General features: G+C 45.4%; 14 protein-coding genes. 12 read left to right on the top strand and 2 right to left on the bottom strand.

Annotated features, from left to right (window positions below; genetic code table 11):
- Nucleotides 1-224: 224 nt before the first annotated feature.
- Nucleotides 225-1,214, bottom strand: coding sequence for an aldo/keto reductase (locus tag BLV33_RS14895; RefSeq protein WP_090798948.1), 990 nt, complete (start codon nt 1,212-1,214; stop codon nt 225-227).
- Between the two features lie 1,368 nt (nt 1,215-2,582).
- Between BLV33_RS14895 and BLV33_RS14885 the strand changes: the two genes are divergently transcribed.
- The 12 genes from BLV33_RS14885 to BLV33_RS14830 all read left to right on the top strand — a co-directional run bounded on the left by BLV33_RS14885 (nt 2,583) and on the right by BLV33_RS14830 (nt 14,515).
- The gene (locus BLV33_RS14885) at nt 2,583-3,581 is read left to right on the top strand and encodes a LacI family DNA-binding transcriptional regulator (protein ID WP_090793067.1); all 999 of its coding nucleotides are present in this window, start codon (nt 2,583-2,585) and stop codon (nt 3,579-3,581) included.
- Nucleotides 3,582-3,622: 41 nt separating this feature from the next.
- The gene (locus BLV33_RS14880) at nt 3,623-4,708 is read left to right on the top strand and encodes an ABC transporter substrate-binding protein (RefSeq protein ID WP_090793062.1); all 1,086 of its coding nucleotides are present in this window, start codon (nt 3,623-3,625) and stop codon (nt 4,706-4,708) included.
- A 12-nt stretch (nt 4,709-4,720) separates the two neighbouring features.
- Complete coding sequence (locus BLV33_RS14875) at nt 4,721-5,914, top strand: M20 metallopeptidase family protein (protein ID WP_171909163.1); 1,194 nt, start codon at nt 4,721-4,723, stop codon at nt 5,912-5,914.
- Between the two features lies 1 nt (nt 5,915).
- Nucleotides 5,916-6,839 carry a nucleoside hydrolase gene (locus tag BLV33_RS14870; RefSeq protein ID WP_090793055.1) on the top strand — a complete coding sequence of 308 codons (924 nt, stop codon included), beginning with the start codon at nt 5,916-5,918 and terminating at the stop codon, nt 6,837-6,839.
- Nucleotides 6,840-6,864: 25 nt separating this feature from the next.
- Nucleotides 6,865-7,791, top strand: coding sequence for a ribokinase (gene rbsK, locus BLV33_RS14865; protein WP_090793052.1), 927 nt, complete (start codon nt 6,865-6,867; stop codon nt 7,789-7,791).
- A 52-nt stretch (nt 7,792-7,843) separates the two neighbouring features.
- Nucleotides 7,844-8,608 (top strand): ABC transporter permease, encoded by a 765-nt coding sequence (locus BLV33_RS14860; protein ID WP_090798946.1) that lies wholly within the window; start codon nt 7,844-7,846, stop codon nt 8,606-8,608.
- 4 nt (nt 8,609-8,612) lie between these two features.
- The gene (locus BLV33_RS14855; protein WP_090793049.1) at nt 8,613-9,401 is read left to right on the top strand and encodes an ABC transporter permease; all 789 of its coding nucleotides are present in this window, start codon (nt 8,613-8,615) and stop codon (nt 9,399-9,401) included.
- A gap of 15 nt (nt 9,402-9,416) precedes the next feature.
- The gene (locus tag BLV33_RS14850; RefSeq protein ID WP_090793045.1) at nt 9,417-10,481 is read left to right on the top strand and encodes an ABC transporter ATP-binding protein; all 1,065 of its coding nucleotides are present in this window, start codon (nt 9,417-9,419) and stop codon (nt 10,479-10,481) included.
- Between the two features lie 19 nt (nt 10,482-10,500).
- Nucleotides 10,501-12,207, top strand: a complete 1,707-nt coding sequence (locus tag BLV33_RS14845) for an adenine deaminase C-terminal domain-containing protein (RefSeq protein ID WP_090793042.1) — start codon at nt 10,501-10,503, stop codon at nt 12,205-12,207.
- 46 nt (nt 12,208-12,253) lie between these two features.
- Nucleotides 12,254-13,546: a uracil/xanthine transporter gene (locus BLV33_RS14840; protein ID WP_090793039.1), complete on the top strand. Its 1,293-nt coding sequence runs from the start codon at nt 12,254-12,256 to the stop codon at nt 13,544-13,546.
- Nucleotides 13,547-13,724: 178 nt separating this feature from the next.
- Complete coding sequence (locus BLV33_RS14835; protein WP_090793036.1) at nt 13,725-14,147, top strand: hypothetical protein; 423 nt, start codon at nt 13,725-13,727, stop codon at nt 14,145-14,147.
- Nucleotides 14,148-14,257: 110 nt separating this feature from the next.
- The gene (locus BLV33_RS14830; RefSeq protein WP_090793033.1) at nt 14,258-14,515 is read left to right on the top strand and encodes a hypothetical protein; all 258 of its coding nucleotides are present in this window, start codon (nt 14,258-14,260) and stop codon (nt 14,513-14,515) included.
- Between the two features lie 93 nt (nt 14,516-14,608).
- Here BLV33_RS14830 and BLV33_RS14825 read toward each other — a convergent pair whose 3' ends face one another.
- A complete protein-coding gene (locus tag BLV33_RS14825) occupies nt 14,609-16,294 on the bottom strand; it encodes an S-layer homology domain-containing protein (RefSeq protein WP_090793029.1) in 1,686 nt (561 codons plus the stop codon).
- Between the last annotated feature and the right edge of the window lie 146 nt (nt 16,295-16,440).

Genomic DNA, 16,440 nt, shown 5'->3' with positions numbered 1-16,440 from the left:
TTTCTTCGATTTTCTCAAAATAATAGATACCCAACCTAACCAAAACAGGTCATGGACATGTTCATAAAATAAGTGTTCTTGAACAAATGTAAGAGCCAAAACTATGTTTTGACTCCCTCTCTTTTACACATTCCACATACGGCGGCATCTTCATAAGGAGAGACCATATTGAATCTTAAAGAACTTTTAATTATAGAATTTGGAAATAAATGCCGTAGCCTAGGCTAGCGCCTAACCTTGGCGATGTCGCTTAGCTCTCCGATTTCACTGTCGGACAGGCGAAAGCACATCGCCTTCACGTTTTCTTCGGCGTGGTGCGGCTTCGACGCGCCGGGGATGGCGAACACGTTGTCGCCGTGGGCATGGATCAGCCAGTTGAGTGCGATTTGTGTCGGAGACGCGGCGTAGCGCTCCGCCAGCCGGTCCAGCGCCTCGATCAGTGGCTGCGTACGGTGCAGGCCTTCGGCGCGGAAGCCGGACATCCACTTGCGGGGACCCTTGATGCTGCGGACGAGCTCCGGTTGCTTGTGGAACTTGCCGCTGAGGATGCCCTGCTCGAGCGGTGAGTAGGCGATGATTGCGATGCCGAGCTCCTGCGCAGTTTCGAGGATGCCGTTGCGCTCAATGCGGCGGTCCAGCATGCTGTACTTCACTTGATTCGATGCGAGCCGTAGGCCGTAATCCCGCAGGGCGCGATCCGCATCGCGCATCTGGCGCGCGGAGTAGTTGCTGACGCCGACGTTCGCAATATGCCCCTTCTGTACGAGCTCCGCCATCGCCGTCATTTCGCTGCGCACCGAGGAGAGCGAGAACGGCTGGTGCACCTGATACAGCGCGATACTCCGGCCACCGAGACAGCGCAGCCGTTCGTCGATCGTCCTCGCGATGTTTGCCGCCGTCCGCATCGCCGGCCACCACTTGGTGGCAATGTATACATCCGCCGCAGCCGGTCCGAGCTTATCTAGTGCCGCAGCCAGCATTTGCTCCGACTGCCCGCCGCCGTACACCTCCGCCGTATCGAACCAGTTGATTCCGCCCTCCAGCGAAATCCGTACGATTTCGAGGATAGCCGACTCGCTCAAATCCGGCCAAAAGCCGCCGACCAGGCCGCGTCCTTTGCTGAACTGCCAGCAACCGAGCCCAAGCGGCGATAGCCGCAGCCCGGTCGCGCCAAACGCCCGCAGCGTCCGCTTTTGCGTCGACTGTGTCGTCATTTGTGTCGTGTCCGTCACGTTATATCACTCCTTTTCCACGCTTATGCATACATTTTGTAAATCTAAAAATACGACTAACGAGGTAAGCATCACCATTTTCGATATGTAACGAGACGTCATTAGCGTCCCCTTTTACCCTCAAGATGTCTTCGATCTATCAATTCCACACCTTCCGCGCGAATCCTGCCGGGCAGGGCACAACACCCGCAAAACGCAAAAGCTGGCCGAACCTGTTTAAAGGTTCCGACCGGCTTTTTCAGTAATACAGCAAAATAAAAAAAATGTCTCTGGATATACATCAACAACAGCTTCGAGCCCGGGATACGGCAATCCATTGTCTAATTCGAAGAACATCCTGAACTGCAAACTGTAGATAAAATGCTTAATGCAAAAGATAAAATGATTGCTGCTTAAGAGAAAGTTTTTATCGAGTATTTAAATTCTAAATATCAATAATGTTATTACCACAGAAATTCGTTTTCTATTTATGGGGAAAAGCTGTTGGGGGGACCTACTCCTACACTTCCAATATGTCTCTCCCATATTTGCGCAACATCGCACAGCAAGCTCAGTACCAACCATTATCGCTGCTTAGCAAAAAACAGTATTTCAATCTACTTATCATCCAAGAGTTGTTTAGGCAGCAACAACTATTGGTGTTAAGTTGGTGATAAACTGGTGATAAACTGTAACACCAACTACCCAAAAGCACCTTATCAGAACAAAATACGAACGCCAAAACCCCAGTAAAATCAATGCTCCAGCCGACTATAACAGATTCGATCAGACTCGGTGACGAATCCGCATACGACACACGTGTCTTTTAGGGTACTTGATCACCATGTGACCACATTTTGACCACCAACCCTTCAAACGCATTTTTATATCCTAGTACATAATGGACTAGATCTTCGCTGTAGCGGGATAGATTTGAGTCATTTGGACTCAAAAAACACATAAAAACAGTGTAGTAGCATGGGCGGCATGATGTAATGACAGCCTTTGAGCCCTTATACAGTGGGGTTTGAGTGGTTGGAGTGCATCAAATGTTAACGCTTTGTTAACGGAGGTTTTTCATGAGTTCACCAAACTTGTGAGAGGCCTCCTTTTTCATGCTCATAGTCTTGGATTCTTAGCAACTGCTCATGGATCTACTTCGGATCCGGAAGCTAAATATGAGTTTCACCGATTGGCCATTGAGTTGCGTTAATCCTGCATTATATATTGACAAATTATTATGTTGAAAAGTATTCTATAGGAATCGGTTACATATAAGAATAGTCGCACAAATAAAAGAGTTTCATGAATTTTGTGTAACTGGTTTCCTATCGTATTTCAGATCCATATGAGGGACTAAAGGTGGAGTTAATGGCAACGATCCGGGATGTAAGCAAATTAGCAGGAGTATCCGTGGCTACAGTTTCAAGAGTACTGAACAAAAGCGGTTACGTTAACAAGGAAACGGAAGAGACGGTCCTGGGGGTAATGAAAACACTGGATTACATACCGAGCGAGATGGCACGTGGACTTGCCGGGAAGAGTACATCTACCATCGCTTTAATGGTTCCGGACATCATCAATCCATTTTTCCCAGAGGTTGCACGCGCAATTGAAGATGTTGCCCATTCTTACGGGTACACGGTGATTTTGTGTAATTTCGATAATAATCCGGAAAAAGAAATGAACTATATTCAGATGCTCAAAAGAAAACGAATCGATGGCATTGTGATCGCTTCCTATACGATTCAACCGGAGCAAATACTGCAGCTTGAAAAGGATTCCATACCTGTTGTCGTAATCGACCGATCGTTTCCATCACATCCCATATTGTGCTTGACATCTAAAAATCGTGAAGGCGCCCGTCTGGCGGTAAAGCACTTACTGGATCAAGGCTGCAGGAAGATCGCTCATATTTCAGGGCCGCTGCACGTTCACGATGTGAAGGAACGGGCATTAGGTTATGAAGATTTATGTAGAGAGCAACCATGGTTTGTACCCAGTTTAATTGTTCAAAGCGATTTTCATATTGACGGAGGCTACGATTCTACAAAGGAATTATTTACCCGTCATCCTGATATCGATGGAGTCTTTGCCGGAAATGATTTAATGGCTGTTGGTGTAATGAAATCGCTTAATGAATTGGGCAAAAAAGTTCCTAAAGACGTTAAAGTAATCGGTTTCGACGATATTGTTCTCGCCAGAATGGTCATACCAGAACTATCCTCGGTTAAGCAGCCTATTTATGGGATAGGTAAGCTTGCAATGGAAAATTTAATTCGCCTGATTACGGGTGAGAGCGTAATTAAGAAAGCCTATGAACTTGATGTTGAACTCGTGGTACGGCAATCGACTGCTGACTCCGAGTAATTCATAATTTTGTACAAAAAAAATTTTTCGGAGGGTCTAGGATGAATAAAAAAGGAATGGTCACACTTGCATTATCTATGGTTTTAAGTTTATCACTCGCCGCGTGCTCGTCAGGAGTAAAAACAGCTTCTGACAATGGAAGCGTAGACGTCGCCAAAGACAATACGCCAAAGGAACTCATTATTTCGACGTTTGGATTTAACGAAGATTTGCTGAAGAAAAATGTGTATACCCCGTTTGAGCAGAATAATAACGTGAAAATTACGGTGGAATCCGGCAACAACGCAGAAAGATTGAACAAAATCCGTCTGAAGGCAAACCAAATTGACGTTGTGCTTTTATCCCAAAGCTTTGCGCAGCAAGCTATTGACGAAGGGCTGATCGAGAAAATCGACCGCTCGAAAATCCCGAATATTAACAACCTGTTTGATATCGCTAAAGCTCCTCTTGGAGAAGAATATGGCCCGGCATATACAATCGGCAGCTCGGGTATCGTTTATGACAAGTCGACTGCGAAAGCGCCGGTTGAGTCTTACGCCGATTTGTGGCGCGACGAGTTCAAGGGGAAAATTTCCTTGCCGGATATTACGAATACCGAAGGACCTATGGTGCTTGATTATGCTTCCAAGGTTGGCGGAGCCCAAAAGTTTGATGCGGATAAAGCTTTTGAACAATTAACGAAGCTTAAACCTAATGTAGTGAAGTTCTACACCAAGGCTGCCGATCTGGCGAACATGTTCAGCCAGCGTGAAGTATCCATAGCAACCACACAAAACTTTTCGTTCGAAACTATTAAAAAAGCAAATCCTAATGCGGTTTGGGTGACTCCGAAGGAGGGATCGTATGCCGTTGTTAACACGATGAATGTGGTGAAGGGTACCAAGAATAAGGAGCTTGGGGAGAAGTTTATTGACTGGTGGCTTAGTGAACAGGTTCAAAAAGCCAACGCGCTAGCTAAAGTGGATTCCCCTGTTAACAAAAATGTAAAACTGACAGCAGAAGAAGCTTCCGGATTAACCTACGGTTCCGATGTTATCAATAATTTAAAATCTCTGGATTGGAAAATGGTCAATCAAAGTATGAAGACATGGATCGATCGTTGGAACCGTGAAGTTGTAGCCAAGTAAGGAGTGTTAGTGGTGGCAGAATTAACAGTTGATACAATAGAGGCGAAGCTTGGGGATTATCTTCAGAACGTGTATCGAGATCTTCATCAGAATCCTGAACTAAGTACTCAGGAGTTTGAAACTCAAGCTTTCATCAAGACTGAATTGGATAAGCTTAATATTCCATATAAGATCATGGCGAAAACCGGGCTGTGCGCTGAAATACGCGGTGGCCAGCCCGGCAAGACTGTCCTGCTGCGTGCAGATATCGATGCTTTGGCGATTCATGAGCAAACGGGTCTCGAATACGCCTCTAAAAAAGAAGGCATTATGCACGCGTGCGGCCATGATGCGCATACAACGGTCGGATTGGGTGTTGCCGCTCTGCTCCAAGAACGGGCTCAGGATCTGAAAGGGAATATCAAAATTATGTTCCAGCCTTCGGAAGAAATGCCGCCGGGTGGAGCAAAATTCATGATTGAAGAGGGGATTTTGGAAAATCCCAAGGTGGACGCCGCAATCGGTATTCATACGAATCCGTATCTGCTTGCCGGTCAGATCGGATTAAAGGACGGCTACATTTTAGCCAATACGGACCGTATCTTTATTTCTCTGATTGGCAAGGGTGGTCATGCGGCGGCACCTCAAGAAGGCATTGATGCGATAGCGATGGCAGGTCAATTCATCGCAGGAATTCAAAATATCGTAGCCCGTCAAGTGTCGCCGCTTGATCGTGCCGTAATCACACTCGGTAAAATCAGCGGAGGCTATACGCCGAATTCAATTGCAGACCAGGTGGAGCTGGCGGGGACTGTTCGCACAATTAAAGCGGAAACTCAGAGCCATATCGAAAACCAAATTGCAAGGCTTTTGCAGTCTGTCACTGGCTTTTGGGGCGGCACTTATAAGTATGAGTACCGAAAAGGCCATCCTGCCACCTGGAATGACAAACGCATGGTAGATTTAGTGCGCAGAGCCACGGCGGAATGCCTTGGGGCTGAAAGCATTATTGAATTGGATAATCCGTACATGAGCGGTGATGACTTCACTTACTTGGCCCAAGCCGTTCCTTCGGTCTTTATTGAGTGGGGTACTGCAACGGAGGGTAAGGAAAATTTTGCATGGCACCATCCGAAATTTCACGTGAACCTTTCTTCTTTAAAATATGGCGTGGCCGTAGTAACGCAAAGCATAGTTCATTTTTTAAATGAGGAAGCAGGAGTATAGCATGCAAAAAGTGATCATGGACGTCGATACGGGAATCGATGATGCGCTTGCCATATTGCTTGCGGTAAAAAGCAGGCAGTTCGATTTGCTGGGTATCACAACGACCTCCGGCAACATCTCACTCGAACAGGCAACGATCAACACGAAAAAGGTATTAAAATTGTTAGGTGCGGAAGAAACGGTAAAGGTCATCAAAGGGGCCAATGGGCCCCTTTTGAGATCACCTTCCTATGAGACTAGCGTACATGGGGAAGACGGCTTAGGAGGAGCGCTCCAGGATATGGAGGTAACCGCCCCGTCCCAAGGCTTTGCCGCCGATTTCATCATTGAACAGGCGCAGCAATACCAAGGAGAAATTACACTTATTCTGCTAGCACCTTTAACAAATATGGCGTTAGCGATTAAGAAGCAGCCGGAAATTACAAAATGGGTAAAAGAATTGGTCATTATGGGCGGTGTCGTGAATGGGATCGGCAATATCTCGCCTGTAGCGGAATATAACATGTTTATTGACCCGGAAGCGGCTAAAATAGTTCTGCATTCCGGTATACCTATCACAATGGTGGGCTTGGATGTGACAAGAAAGGCTCTGCTTACCGAGAGCCATATCGACCAACTGAGAGACACTGAGGTTGGAAATTTTGTGGAAACTAGTACAAGGCATTACATTAACCGATATGTCCAGGTTCACGGCATAAAGGCGTGTGCCCTGCATGATCCGCTGGCCGTCGGCGTAGCTCTGGATAAGAATCTGGTCCGCACCAGGAAGCTATTTGTCGATGTGGAAACAAAAAGCGAGCTTTGCGACGGACAAACCGTATGCGACTTCCAAAATCGGTTAAACAGAGAGCCAAATGTAAATGTTTGTTTGGAAGTGGATCAGGAGAAGTTCCTTGACATGTTTGTGGAGTACTTAAAGAAATAACCTATGATAACAGGAGATTTTCAGGATGGCAGATGGAGATGTACTCGTAATTGGAAGTTTAAATATGGATTTGGTGGCCCAAGTCAATGAGATGCCGAGAGTGGGTGAGACCATTGTCGGAAATCACTTTGATATGATTATCGGTGGAAAAGGGTCCAACCAGGCTGTGGCAGCTGCCAGGCTTGGATCGCGTGTTTCGATGATCGGCTGTGTCGGAAACGACGCTTTCGGTGACCAAATGGTTGCCTCGCTTACACAAGAAAAAATTAATGTAACCGGTATTCGCAGAGGGGAATCTGCTTCCGGGACGGCACTGATAACCGTCGACCAGCATGGCAACAATTCGATTACGGTTATATCCGGCGCGAATTATGAGCTGACCAACGAAGATATTGACCGTCATATAAACTTGTTTCAAGATTGTGATGTGATCGTGCTGCAGCTGGAAATCCCGCTTGCGGTCGTTCAGTATTGCATCAGCATTGGCAGAAAGTTTGGCAAACAAATCATCTTAAATGTAGCGCCTATGCAAAAATTGCCTCATGAAATTTTTAAAGACATTAATTTTTTAGTGCTAAACGAAATTGAAGCGGAAGAGCTGCTGCATATTCCATTCAGCCAGTTCGAGCAACTTGAAAAGGGGCTTTCCCAATTGGGCTGCGAACACGTCATCTGGACGCTGGGTGATAAAGGCGCCGTCTATATTAACCAAGGCCGGAGCGTCAAATTCGACAGCTACAAAATAAAAGCAGTAGATACGACAGGGGCGGGCGATTCGTTTATCGGTGCGTTGGCTGGGCAAATTACTCGTCGCACTGATGTGGAAGATGCTATTCGTTATGCGGTCAAAGTATCCGCGGTAACTGTAACCAAGCTGGGAGCGCAGTCTTCGCTGCCTACGTTCGAGGAAGTGCAAAACTTTAAACAACAATGGGGGGAATCAGGTGAATAAAAAGGCCGCTTACTTCCTTGTATTACCTGGAGTTTTATTCCTGCTGATATTTATGATCATACCGATTGCCTCCATTATTTTGTCTACTTTTCAAGCAAAAGGCGGCGGCGTTACATTTCAAGGATATATTGGTTTCTTTACCGATCCCTACACGGTCGGCATTGTATTGACAACTTTAAAGACGAGTATGGTGACAACTTTAATCTGTATCGTATTAGGGTTTCCAACTGCTTACTATATTTCGAAGACCAAGGTAAGCCGGAGAGGGATTTACCTGGCTTTGGCTATTTTTCCCCTGTTGACAGGCCCTGTCGTCAGATCGTTCAGCTGGCTTGTTATTTTAGGGAAAAACGGTTTTGTTAACAACGTATTAACGAGTTTACATATAGTTGATCAGCCTTTGAAAATTTTATACACGGAAACGTCCATCGTCATCGGATTAGTCCATCTATTCCTTCCTATGATGATTATTTCTCTTATCGGCGTCATGGAAAATATTGATGAGGATTTGGTGAAGGCTGCGGAAAGCCTGGGCGCCTCCCGTTTTAAGGCCTTTGCAAAAATCGTTCTGCCCCTTAGTATACCCGGTCTCGTAGTCGGCAGTACCTTGGTGCTGGTCGGCAGCTTAACAGCTTATGCAACGCCGCAGCTGCTGGGTGGAACGAAACGGGTCATTGCTACTCTATTATTTCAAAATGCGATTACGTTAAGCGATTGGAACATGGCTTCGATAATCGCAACCATTATGATCATCATAACGTTCCTGATGATGAGCATCATGAATGTTCTTGCCAAGAAATTAAATCCGAAGGGGTAGCAATATGAAGGAAACTAACCGGATCTTGGGTCTGTATGCGCTTCTGGTGTATATATTCCTTTTGGGGCCTCTTGTTATTATTGTCGGCGCTTCGTTTGGACCTGATAAATTTTTAGCTTTTCCACCCCACGGCTTCTCATTGAAATGGTATGAAAATATTTTTCATATAGCGATGTTTTGGACTTCTTTTAAAGTAAGTATCGGGGTAGCGCTAGCCGGGATTTTGCTTTCCTTTTTATTGGGCATTCCAGCCGCCTATGCATTAAGCCGGTTTGAATTCAAAGGAAAAGGCCAGCTTAGCTTAATGTTCATCTCTCCGATTATCATACCGGGGATCGTATTTGGCTTTTCACTTTTAAAATACTTGGTCGTGGCTTATAAAATTCCAATTTATCCGGGGTTATTGATCGGTCATATTGTCATTATGCTGCCTTATGTGATCCGGGTCATTTCCTCCAGCTTGATGAACGTCGATTACACGATTGAAGAAGCGGCCATGAGTCTGGGTTGCAGCCGGGTAAAGGCCTTCTTTGTTGTCGTGCTGCCTAATATACGTTCGGGTATTATCGCCGGGATTTTGCTGGCCTTTCTCGAGTCGTTCAATAATGTGGACGTATCCGTATTTATGACGGGTCCGGGGATCAGCACACTGCCGATCAGCATGTTAAGTTATGTGGAATATTACTTTGATCCGACAGTGGCTTCGATGTCCGTACTACTCATGATATTAACTGGTTTGTTAATGATCGCTATTGAGCGGACGCTGGGCTTGAATTTCTTCACCAAAAAGTAATCCGGAGGTATGGCAATGTCCCTTATTCAGCTAAAAAATATTTCGGTAGCATATGATAATAAAAATTTTATTCTCCAAAACTTTAATTTGGAGGTGAGTAAAGGTGAATTCATTTCTCTCTTGGGGCCGAGCGGATGCGGTAAAACCACTACATTGCGGCTAATTGCCGGTTTTAACGAAGCCAAGGAGGGCCATTTTTTGTTTAACGGGACCGACTATACTAAAGTTCCGGTACACAAACGGAATTTCGGCTTTGTTTTTCAGAACTATGCGCTTTTCCCGCATCTCAATATTTTTGACAACATTGCTTTCGGTTTGAAGCAGCGGTCCATCAGCGAAAGCGAAATCAAGAAGCGTGTCTCAGAGATTATGGAAATCGTCAACCTGACCGGTTTTGAAAAAAGGTATCCCGCCGAGCTTTCCGGGGGCCAAAGACAACGAGTAGCCATTGCCCGTGGTCTGGTGATCAAGCCGGATCTGTTGCTGTTCGATGAGCCGCTGAGCAACCTGGATGCCAACCTGAGAGTGCATATGCGTGTGGAAATCCGCCGTATTCAAAAAGAGCTGGGCATTACAACCGTTTACGTCTCCCACGATCAGGAAGAATGCTTCTCCATATCCGACAAAGTGGCAATTATGAATAAGGGTGTTATTGAGCAGCTGGATAAGCCATCCGTTATTTATAAAAACCCGCAAACCGAGTTTGTAGCGCGGTTTATCGGCTTCGATAATTTCCTTCGTTTCGATGTTGTAGAAAGAAATGAAGACATGCTCAGCCTTAAAGCGCCAGACGGCAGCGTATTTACGATCAATAGCACTTCGAATAGTGTGGGTGAGGACAAGGTCTCCTGCGCGATCCGTCCTGATGATATCCATATCATACAGCTTGGCGACCGTTCCGCAATAAACACGATTAACGGGATCATTCAAGTTTCGACATTTTTGGGGCAGAGATATCAGTATGTTGTGAAGACGGTCTTAGGTAATTTTATTGTGAACAGTCCGGACGAGGTCCCGTACGAGCATGGGGATAACGTAACCCTCAGCTTCCCAAAAGAGAAATTAGTTCCGGTAAAATAGATGGTCAGGGGGACTTAGCATGTATGTCGACACGCTGATCCTGGACGTGCAGGTATTTAACAGCGCTTTAAAAAAGTTTTATCTGGGTAATGTGGCCGTTATTGACGGTAGATTCTTTTACATAGGAGATAAAGCAACGGAAAGCTTTCAGGCTAAGGAAGTGCTGCAAGGTAATAAAAGGTTCATGATACCCGGTCTCATCGATATTCATCTGCATATCGAGAGCACGATGGTTACGCCGCGCACCTTCTCGTACGGGCTGATTAAAAACGGCGTAACGACCATCGTGGCGGATCCGCATGAAATGGCCAATGTATTCGGGTTGCGCGGAATCCAGGAAATGATCGCGGCCAGCGAGGATTGTAAGGCAGATATTTGGTATGCCATTCCGAGCTCTGTTCCTGCGACAGACTTGGAGACAACAGGCGGTACAATTGACGTTGCGGAAATCGACGCATTACTGCTGGATGAGAAGGTTATCTGCCTAGGGGAAATTATGAATTTCGCAGATTTGATCACGAATCCCGAAGGTAAAACGAACCGTCTGCTAATGCATATGAGAACCAATTATCCCAAGGTTCCTATAGAAGGACACTGCCCCAGACTGATGGATCTTGATTTAAGCCGGTTTGTGTTTGCCGGGATCGACTCGGACCATACAGAGCAAACCGTGCAGGGTATGGAAGAGAGAATCAAGGCAGGTATGTTTATCGAGATTCAGGAAAAGTCTATGACCGAGGATATTATCAATCATTTGGTCGCGAACGAAAGAAGCGAGCATTTTTGCTTTGTGACCGATGATGTTATGCCGGATACATTTAAGGATTACGGGCACCTGAACCATTTGCTGCGAAAAGCGGTACGGATGGGAATGAAGCCGGAAGCGGCGATCTATGCAGGAACTTTCACGCCGGCCAGACGCATGAATTTAAACGATAGGGGACGCATTGCGCCTGATAAAATTGCCGATTTTATTCTGCTCGACGATATTACCGAGTTTTCCATTGGCCAAGTTTATAAAAACGGCATCAAAGTATACGATGCTAACGAAACCTATGAACAAGAAAAACCGACCAGACAATTCCCGGATGATTTTTATCAAAGCGTACAGCTTAAGTTGCTCCAAAAAGATGATTTCTCCATCCCTGCGCCGATCGAGGCGGGCACGCAAACATGCCGTGTCATGATGGTCTCACGGAAGACAACTTTCACAAAAGAACAAACGGAGAACGTGGAAGTAAGACAAAATGAGCTGCAGTGGGAAGAAAGCCCTTATTGCTGCATCGGCATTTTCGAACGTTACGGTAAAAACGGGAACCGTGCGTTCGGGCTGCTCGGAGGCGACACGATAAAAAGAGGGGCAATTGCAACGACTTATTCCCACGATAATCACAACCTTTTAGTGGTCGGGAAAAATAAAGACGATATGCTTCTTGCTGCCAATACCGTTATCGAACATCAGGGCGGTTTTTGTGTCGTGGAAAATGGAAAAGTGATCTCGTTTTTAAGCTTGCCGGTCGGGGGCATTTTGACGGAAGCACCGCTTGGTGAGGTGGCGGATCAGATGAAGCATTTGCGACAATCGATGCTTGATTTGGGTTACGTGCATTACAACCCAATTATGTCAATTAGTACTCATTCATTGCCTGTAAGCCCGGAGCTTAAGATCACGGACCTTGGTCTTGTTCGGGTCAATGAAGGTAAACTGGTAAGCTTATTCATTTAAATTTAGAAATAGAAAGTGGTTTTTTCTTACAGAAAGGAACACAGCAATGTCTAAACTTTCAACTTACACGATAGGGCTTGCTGGAGTGCAATGGTTCTTTTTTATTTTTGCCAATATCGTCGTTGTACCTATATCTATCGGTGCAGCTTTTCATTTGCCTCCGGAAGAAGTTGCAGCTTCCCTCCAGCGTTCCTTTATCATTACCGGCGCTGCCAGTGTTCTGCAGGCAGCGATCGGTCACCGCTACTCTTTAATGGAAGGCCACTCGGGACTGTGGTGGGGGCTGATGTTAAGCATATGCGCTTCCGCTCCTTCTGCTGGAATGAGCTTGACTGCGGTTGGCGGCGGTTTTGCCACCGGCATCTTGCTGGCCGGTGCAGTTACTATTATTTTAGGCGCTTTGAATTTTGGGAGTGTTTTGAAACGAATTTTTACCCCTATGGTGATGAGTGTATACCTGTTTCTTTTGTCCAGCCAGCTCATTATCATTTTCTTTAAAGGCATGATGGGGATTTCGGACGGTAAGCATCTTGATTTTCGTGTATCGCTGTTATCCATTTGTATAGCTTTTCTGGTAGGATGGGTTAATTTGAAGGGGTGCGGAGCTGTCAGTAATTTCTCCATTTTGATCGGCATGATTGTTGGATGGGTCGCGTATGACTCGCTTTTCCCTGGGCATGTACCAGTCCCGGAGGCTAACGCCTCAACGCTGACTCTGTTTCCATGGGGAACACCAAATCTGGAATATGGAATCATTCTTATTTCCTTCATCGCTGGATTAATTAACATGTCAAATACGATTACCGCTGTGAGCACCGCCGAGATTCTTTACAAGATGAAAACCTCGGATGGCCATTATAAAGTTTCTTTTATGTTAACGGGTATCTATTCAGTTGTGTCAGCGTTGCTGGGTCTGGTTCCTTACGGGCCATACAGCTCCTCCATAGGATTCCTTGAGAGTACGAGGATTTTGAATAGAGCCGTTTTTATAATAGGCGGCGGGCTTGTCATGCTGCTCGGCCTAGTACCATCTTGGGGAGTCTTTCTCTCAACCATGCCGGTGACGGTCGGGAATGCCGTTTTATTGGTAGCCTATCTTCAATTGTTCGGGGCAGCGTTACGCAATATTAATGAAGTCCTCTTTAATTCCAGAACGATTTATCGGATTGCAGCACCGACACTGCTGGGCATCTCGATTATGAATATTTCTCCGGAGGCATTCGTCGAATTGCCGGTGTTAATACGTCCCCTTGTTAGCAACGGATTGATAATGGGAGTGATCTTTTCGGTGTTCCTGGAATCTTTCGTGAATTGGCAAAGCTATGAGGTTACAAATTGAAAGTTGTGAGGCGTGTTGGACGTGGCTAGATATGCTGTTGTTTAATGGAAGCATCTCTTAAGTTCATTGAACTTGGGCGAGGCTTCTTTTTGATATTTTCCACAAGAACATAAACGGGCAGCGAGCCAAGCACATATAATAATTGGACGAGAAATGATTTTGGAGAGGTAGTGAGGAAATGATAGATGCACATGCCTGGATCGGAGTGCCAGTGTGCGCGGTTTTGAAAGACGGTACTTATCGATATGGCATTATCCGAGAGATTCAAGGCAACCAAATCGTGATGCAGGGGTTTAAAGGAAAGAAAAAACTCTCAAAGAATAAAAAAAGAGCAAAGGCTCAGATCGCAGCGCTAGGCGGATTAGGCAGTATGTTGGGTAAGTTTGGCGGATTGGGTGGATTGGGCAAGTTGGGAGGATCTGGAGGTTTAGGAGGTTTAGGAAGCTTGTTTGGCAGTAGAGGAGCTGGATTGGGAGGTTTTCGAGGGCTGGGAGGTGCTGGCGGAGGTGGAGGCTTCTTGGGCAATTTGGGCGGATGGTTTAAGATAGGAAAGGGTGTGCTTTCCTTCATCATGCCGCTAATGCGAGGCTTCTCAATATGATAATTTATTACAGTTTATTGACTCATTAACGCATTAAAGATAATCTTATAGTAATCCTGTAGTACCTTTTTGAGAATTATACACATTATCATCTACTAACGGAGGTAACTATGAAACACACGCAAGAATGCCAGGAACCGGGATGCACCAAACCAGCTGCTTCCAGAGGGCTGTGCAGAAATCATTACGCAACTTGGTATTACAAGCAAAAAAAGAATAATAAAGAAGGATTGACTAAAGAGCCATCACTCCAAATTCCTCGCTCCATTTGCCGCATCATGGGATGCAATCAACCAGAAATGAATAATTATTTGTGCAAAGAGCATTATGACCTGATCCTCGGAAGCAGCTTCGATTACTCGGAATGATTGTTTGAGAAATCGAGAAATTCCCCTGCCATCATAAAAAAAGGGACCCCTTACCGCTCAGGTAGGAGGTCCCATTTCTTTTTCTCATACGAATTAGTTGATAAAGGCTGCTTTAGATAAATAGCGTTTGAGCATCACAGCCGATTGAGCCCGTGTTGCTTGCTGTCTAGGCCCGATCGTTGAATCCGTCATCCCATTGATGACACCCGCATTGATTGCAGCAGCAATTTCAGCTTTTGCAAAGACGATTTGACCGGCATCGGTGAAACTGCTAAGCAGAGAATCTTGCTGTGAAGCTGAAACAGCTGGACTCATACCAGCATAACGCATGGCTCGAATGACCATAGTCGCCAGTTCTTCCCGATTGATCTGTGCATCTGGACGGAAGGTGCCGTCTTCATAGCCATCGATAAGGTTCGCCTTAGCCGCAGCTCCAACCACATTGACAAACCAATCTGATGATTTTACATCACTGAACTTTTCAGATGCTGCTCCACTCGGATCAATTCCCAGAGAACGAACGACAAGGGCAGCGAATTCTGCACGTGTAATGTTGCGATCCGGAGCAAAGGTAGTATCTGTCATCCCATCTATGACGATCTTATTAGCTAAAAGCTGAACATCCTCTCGCGACCAGTGGTTCACAATGTCTGTGAAGCCTTTATTCAGTTCCATCAGGGCGTAAATGCTAGTGCCTGTACGTTTAGCCGTGGCGACAGTCTTACCATCCGCCACACTGAAAGTAGACGGTACAAAAGTAACCTTGTTCAACGATTCATTGAAAAGTACAACTGTTACTTTCTTGGGATCCACTGGACCATTGTAATTCATTGTTCTTGAAATATAAGTATTGCCAAAGTTGATTGCCGTCTTTTTGCCATTAGCTCCAACAGCTTCGATTTTAAAATCTAGTGGACCACCTAAAATAGTCCCGCCAACACCTTGAGCCGCCTTATTAACAGCAAGGGCGGTTTCCACACTAACACCCGATATGGTAACCACAATCTTGAGATCTTTCAGATCGACCCCGAGAAATAATGCTAGAGCATTTAGATCCAAAGTTGAAAGCGGAATTGTGATGGATCCACTTTGGGAAAGTACGATAATCGTAGCGCCAGGTTTTTTAACCGCATCAATTAGCGCTGTGGCTGGAATGGCAACCGAGCTTCCGTTTAAAGCCAAGGTTACATACAATTTGTCTGCCAAGGCTTTCTTCAGGTTGTCGCCATTGACATCTCCATTGGAAGGGACATCCACTGTGACGCTATTATCTGGTGTTTGTGGTGGAATTGTACCTCCAGGACTGCCAGTGCCTCCAGTACTGCTAGAGTCTGATGCGTATACTCTTGCAGAGACAGAGCTGTGATAGTCACCCTCAAGATATACTGCGTCGTATACGTTAGTCTGTGCGATATATCCGGTTATATTGAAATAATACACATTAGCGGTGACTGTGTAATTAGCAGGCACTGATATAGTTTTTAAAACAGTTGTACCATTTGGAGCAATGACATTAAGTTTCACATTTCCATAAGTGCTGTCGTACACGTCACTGTACACAGTTGCTGTAACAGCTCCGGTTGTTTTGTTATAGCTATAGCTGCCAGTCATAATTCCAGTTCCAGTAGCTCCATAAGCGATTACGGGTAAAAGAATAGATACTAGCATTAAAAAGGCAACGACTTGAGCAATTTTCTTCTTTGCGATAGTTTTCACTCTGGAACCACCCCATTCATTTGTGTTTGTTGCGTGTTCATCTTTAAGATTAGGTAATTTCATCAATTGATTTCACCTCCTTCTTGATATAAGATCAATTATTAAGTCGCACCTAAATAAGGAAACATTTTCCTAGAGGTTATTACCCATTGGGTGGAGTACAGAAACAAAAAACACATGCACTCTTTTAAGATAGAGTTACATGTGTT

It is taken from the genome of Paenibacillus sp. GP183, from assembly GCF_900104695.1.
Classification (GTDB): Bacteria; Bacillota; Bacilli; order Paenibacillales; family NBRC-103111; genus Paenibacillus_AI.
The sequence above is the reverse complement of the archived record's forward strand: the minus strand, read 5'-3'. Positions and strand labels throughout refer to the sequence as shown.

Bases quoted from the DNA above. Each gene is read 5' to 3' on its own strand.
- BLV33_RS14880 (WP_090793062.1), top strand. From the start codon at position 3,623: ATGAATAAAAAAGGAATGGTCACACTTGCATTATCTATGGTTTTAAGT.
- BLV33_RS14830 (WP_090793033.1), top strand. From the start codon at position 14,258: ATGAAACACACGCAAGAATGCCAGGAACCGGGATGCACCAAACCAGCT.
- BLV33_RS14895 (WP_090798948.1), bottom strand. From the start codon at position 1,214: ATGACGACACAGTCGACGCAAAAGCGGACGCTGCGGGCGTTTGGCGCG.
- BLV33_RS14855 (WP_090793049.1), top strand. From the start codon at position 8,613: ATGAAGGAAACTAACCGGATCTTGGGTCTGTATGCGCTTCTGGTGTAT.
- BLV33_RS14845 (WP_090793042.1), top strand. From the start codon at position 10,501: ATGTATGTCGACACGCTGATCCTGGACGTGCAGGTATTTAACAGCGCT.
- BLV33_RS14850 (WP_090793045.1), top strand. From the start codon at position 9,417: ATGTCCCTTATTCAGCTAAAAAATATTTCGGTAGCATATGATAATAAA.
- BLV33_RS14885 (WP_090793067.1), top strand. From the start codon at position 2,583: ATGGCAACGATCCGGGATGTAAGCAAATTAGCAGGAGTATCCGTGGCT.
- BLV33_RS14870 (WP_090793055.1), top strand. From the start codon at position 5,916: ATGCAAAAAGTGATCATGGACGTCGATACGGGAATCGATGATGCGCTT.
- BLV33_RS14835 (WP_090793036.1), top strand. From the start codon at position 13,725: ATGATAGATGCACATGCCTGGATCGGAGTGCCAGTGTGCGCGGTTTTG.
- BLV33_RS14825 (WP_090793029.1), bottom strand. From the start codon at position 16,294: ATGAAATTACCTAATCTTAAAGATGAACACGCAACAAACACAAATGAA.
- BLV33_RS14840 (WP_090793039.1), top strand. From the start codon at position 12,254: ATGTCTAAACTTTCAACTTACACGATAGGGCTTGCTGGAGTGCAATGG.
- BLV33_RS14860 (WP_090798946.1), top strand. From the start codon at position 7,844: ATGATCATACCGATTGCCTCCATTATTTTGTCTACTTTTCAAGCAAAA.
- rbsK (WP_090793052.1), top strand. From the start codon at position 6,865: ATGGCAGATGGAGATGTACTCGTAATTGGAAGTTTAAATATGGATTTG.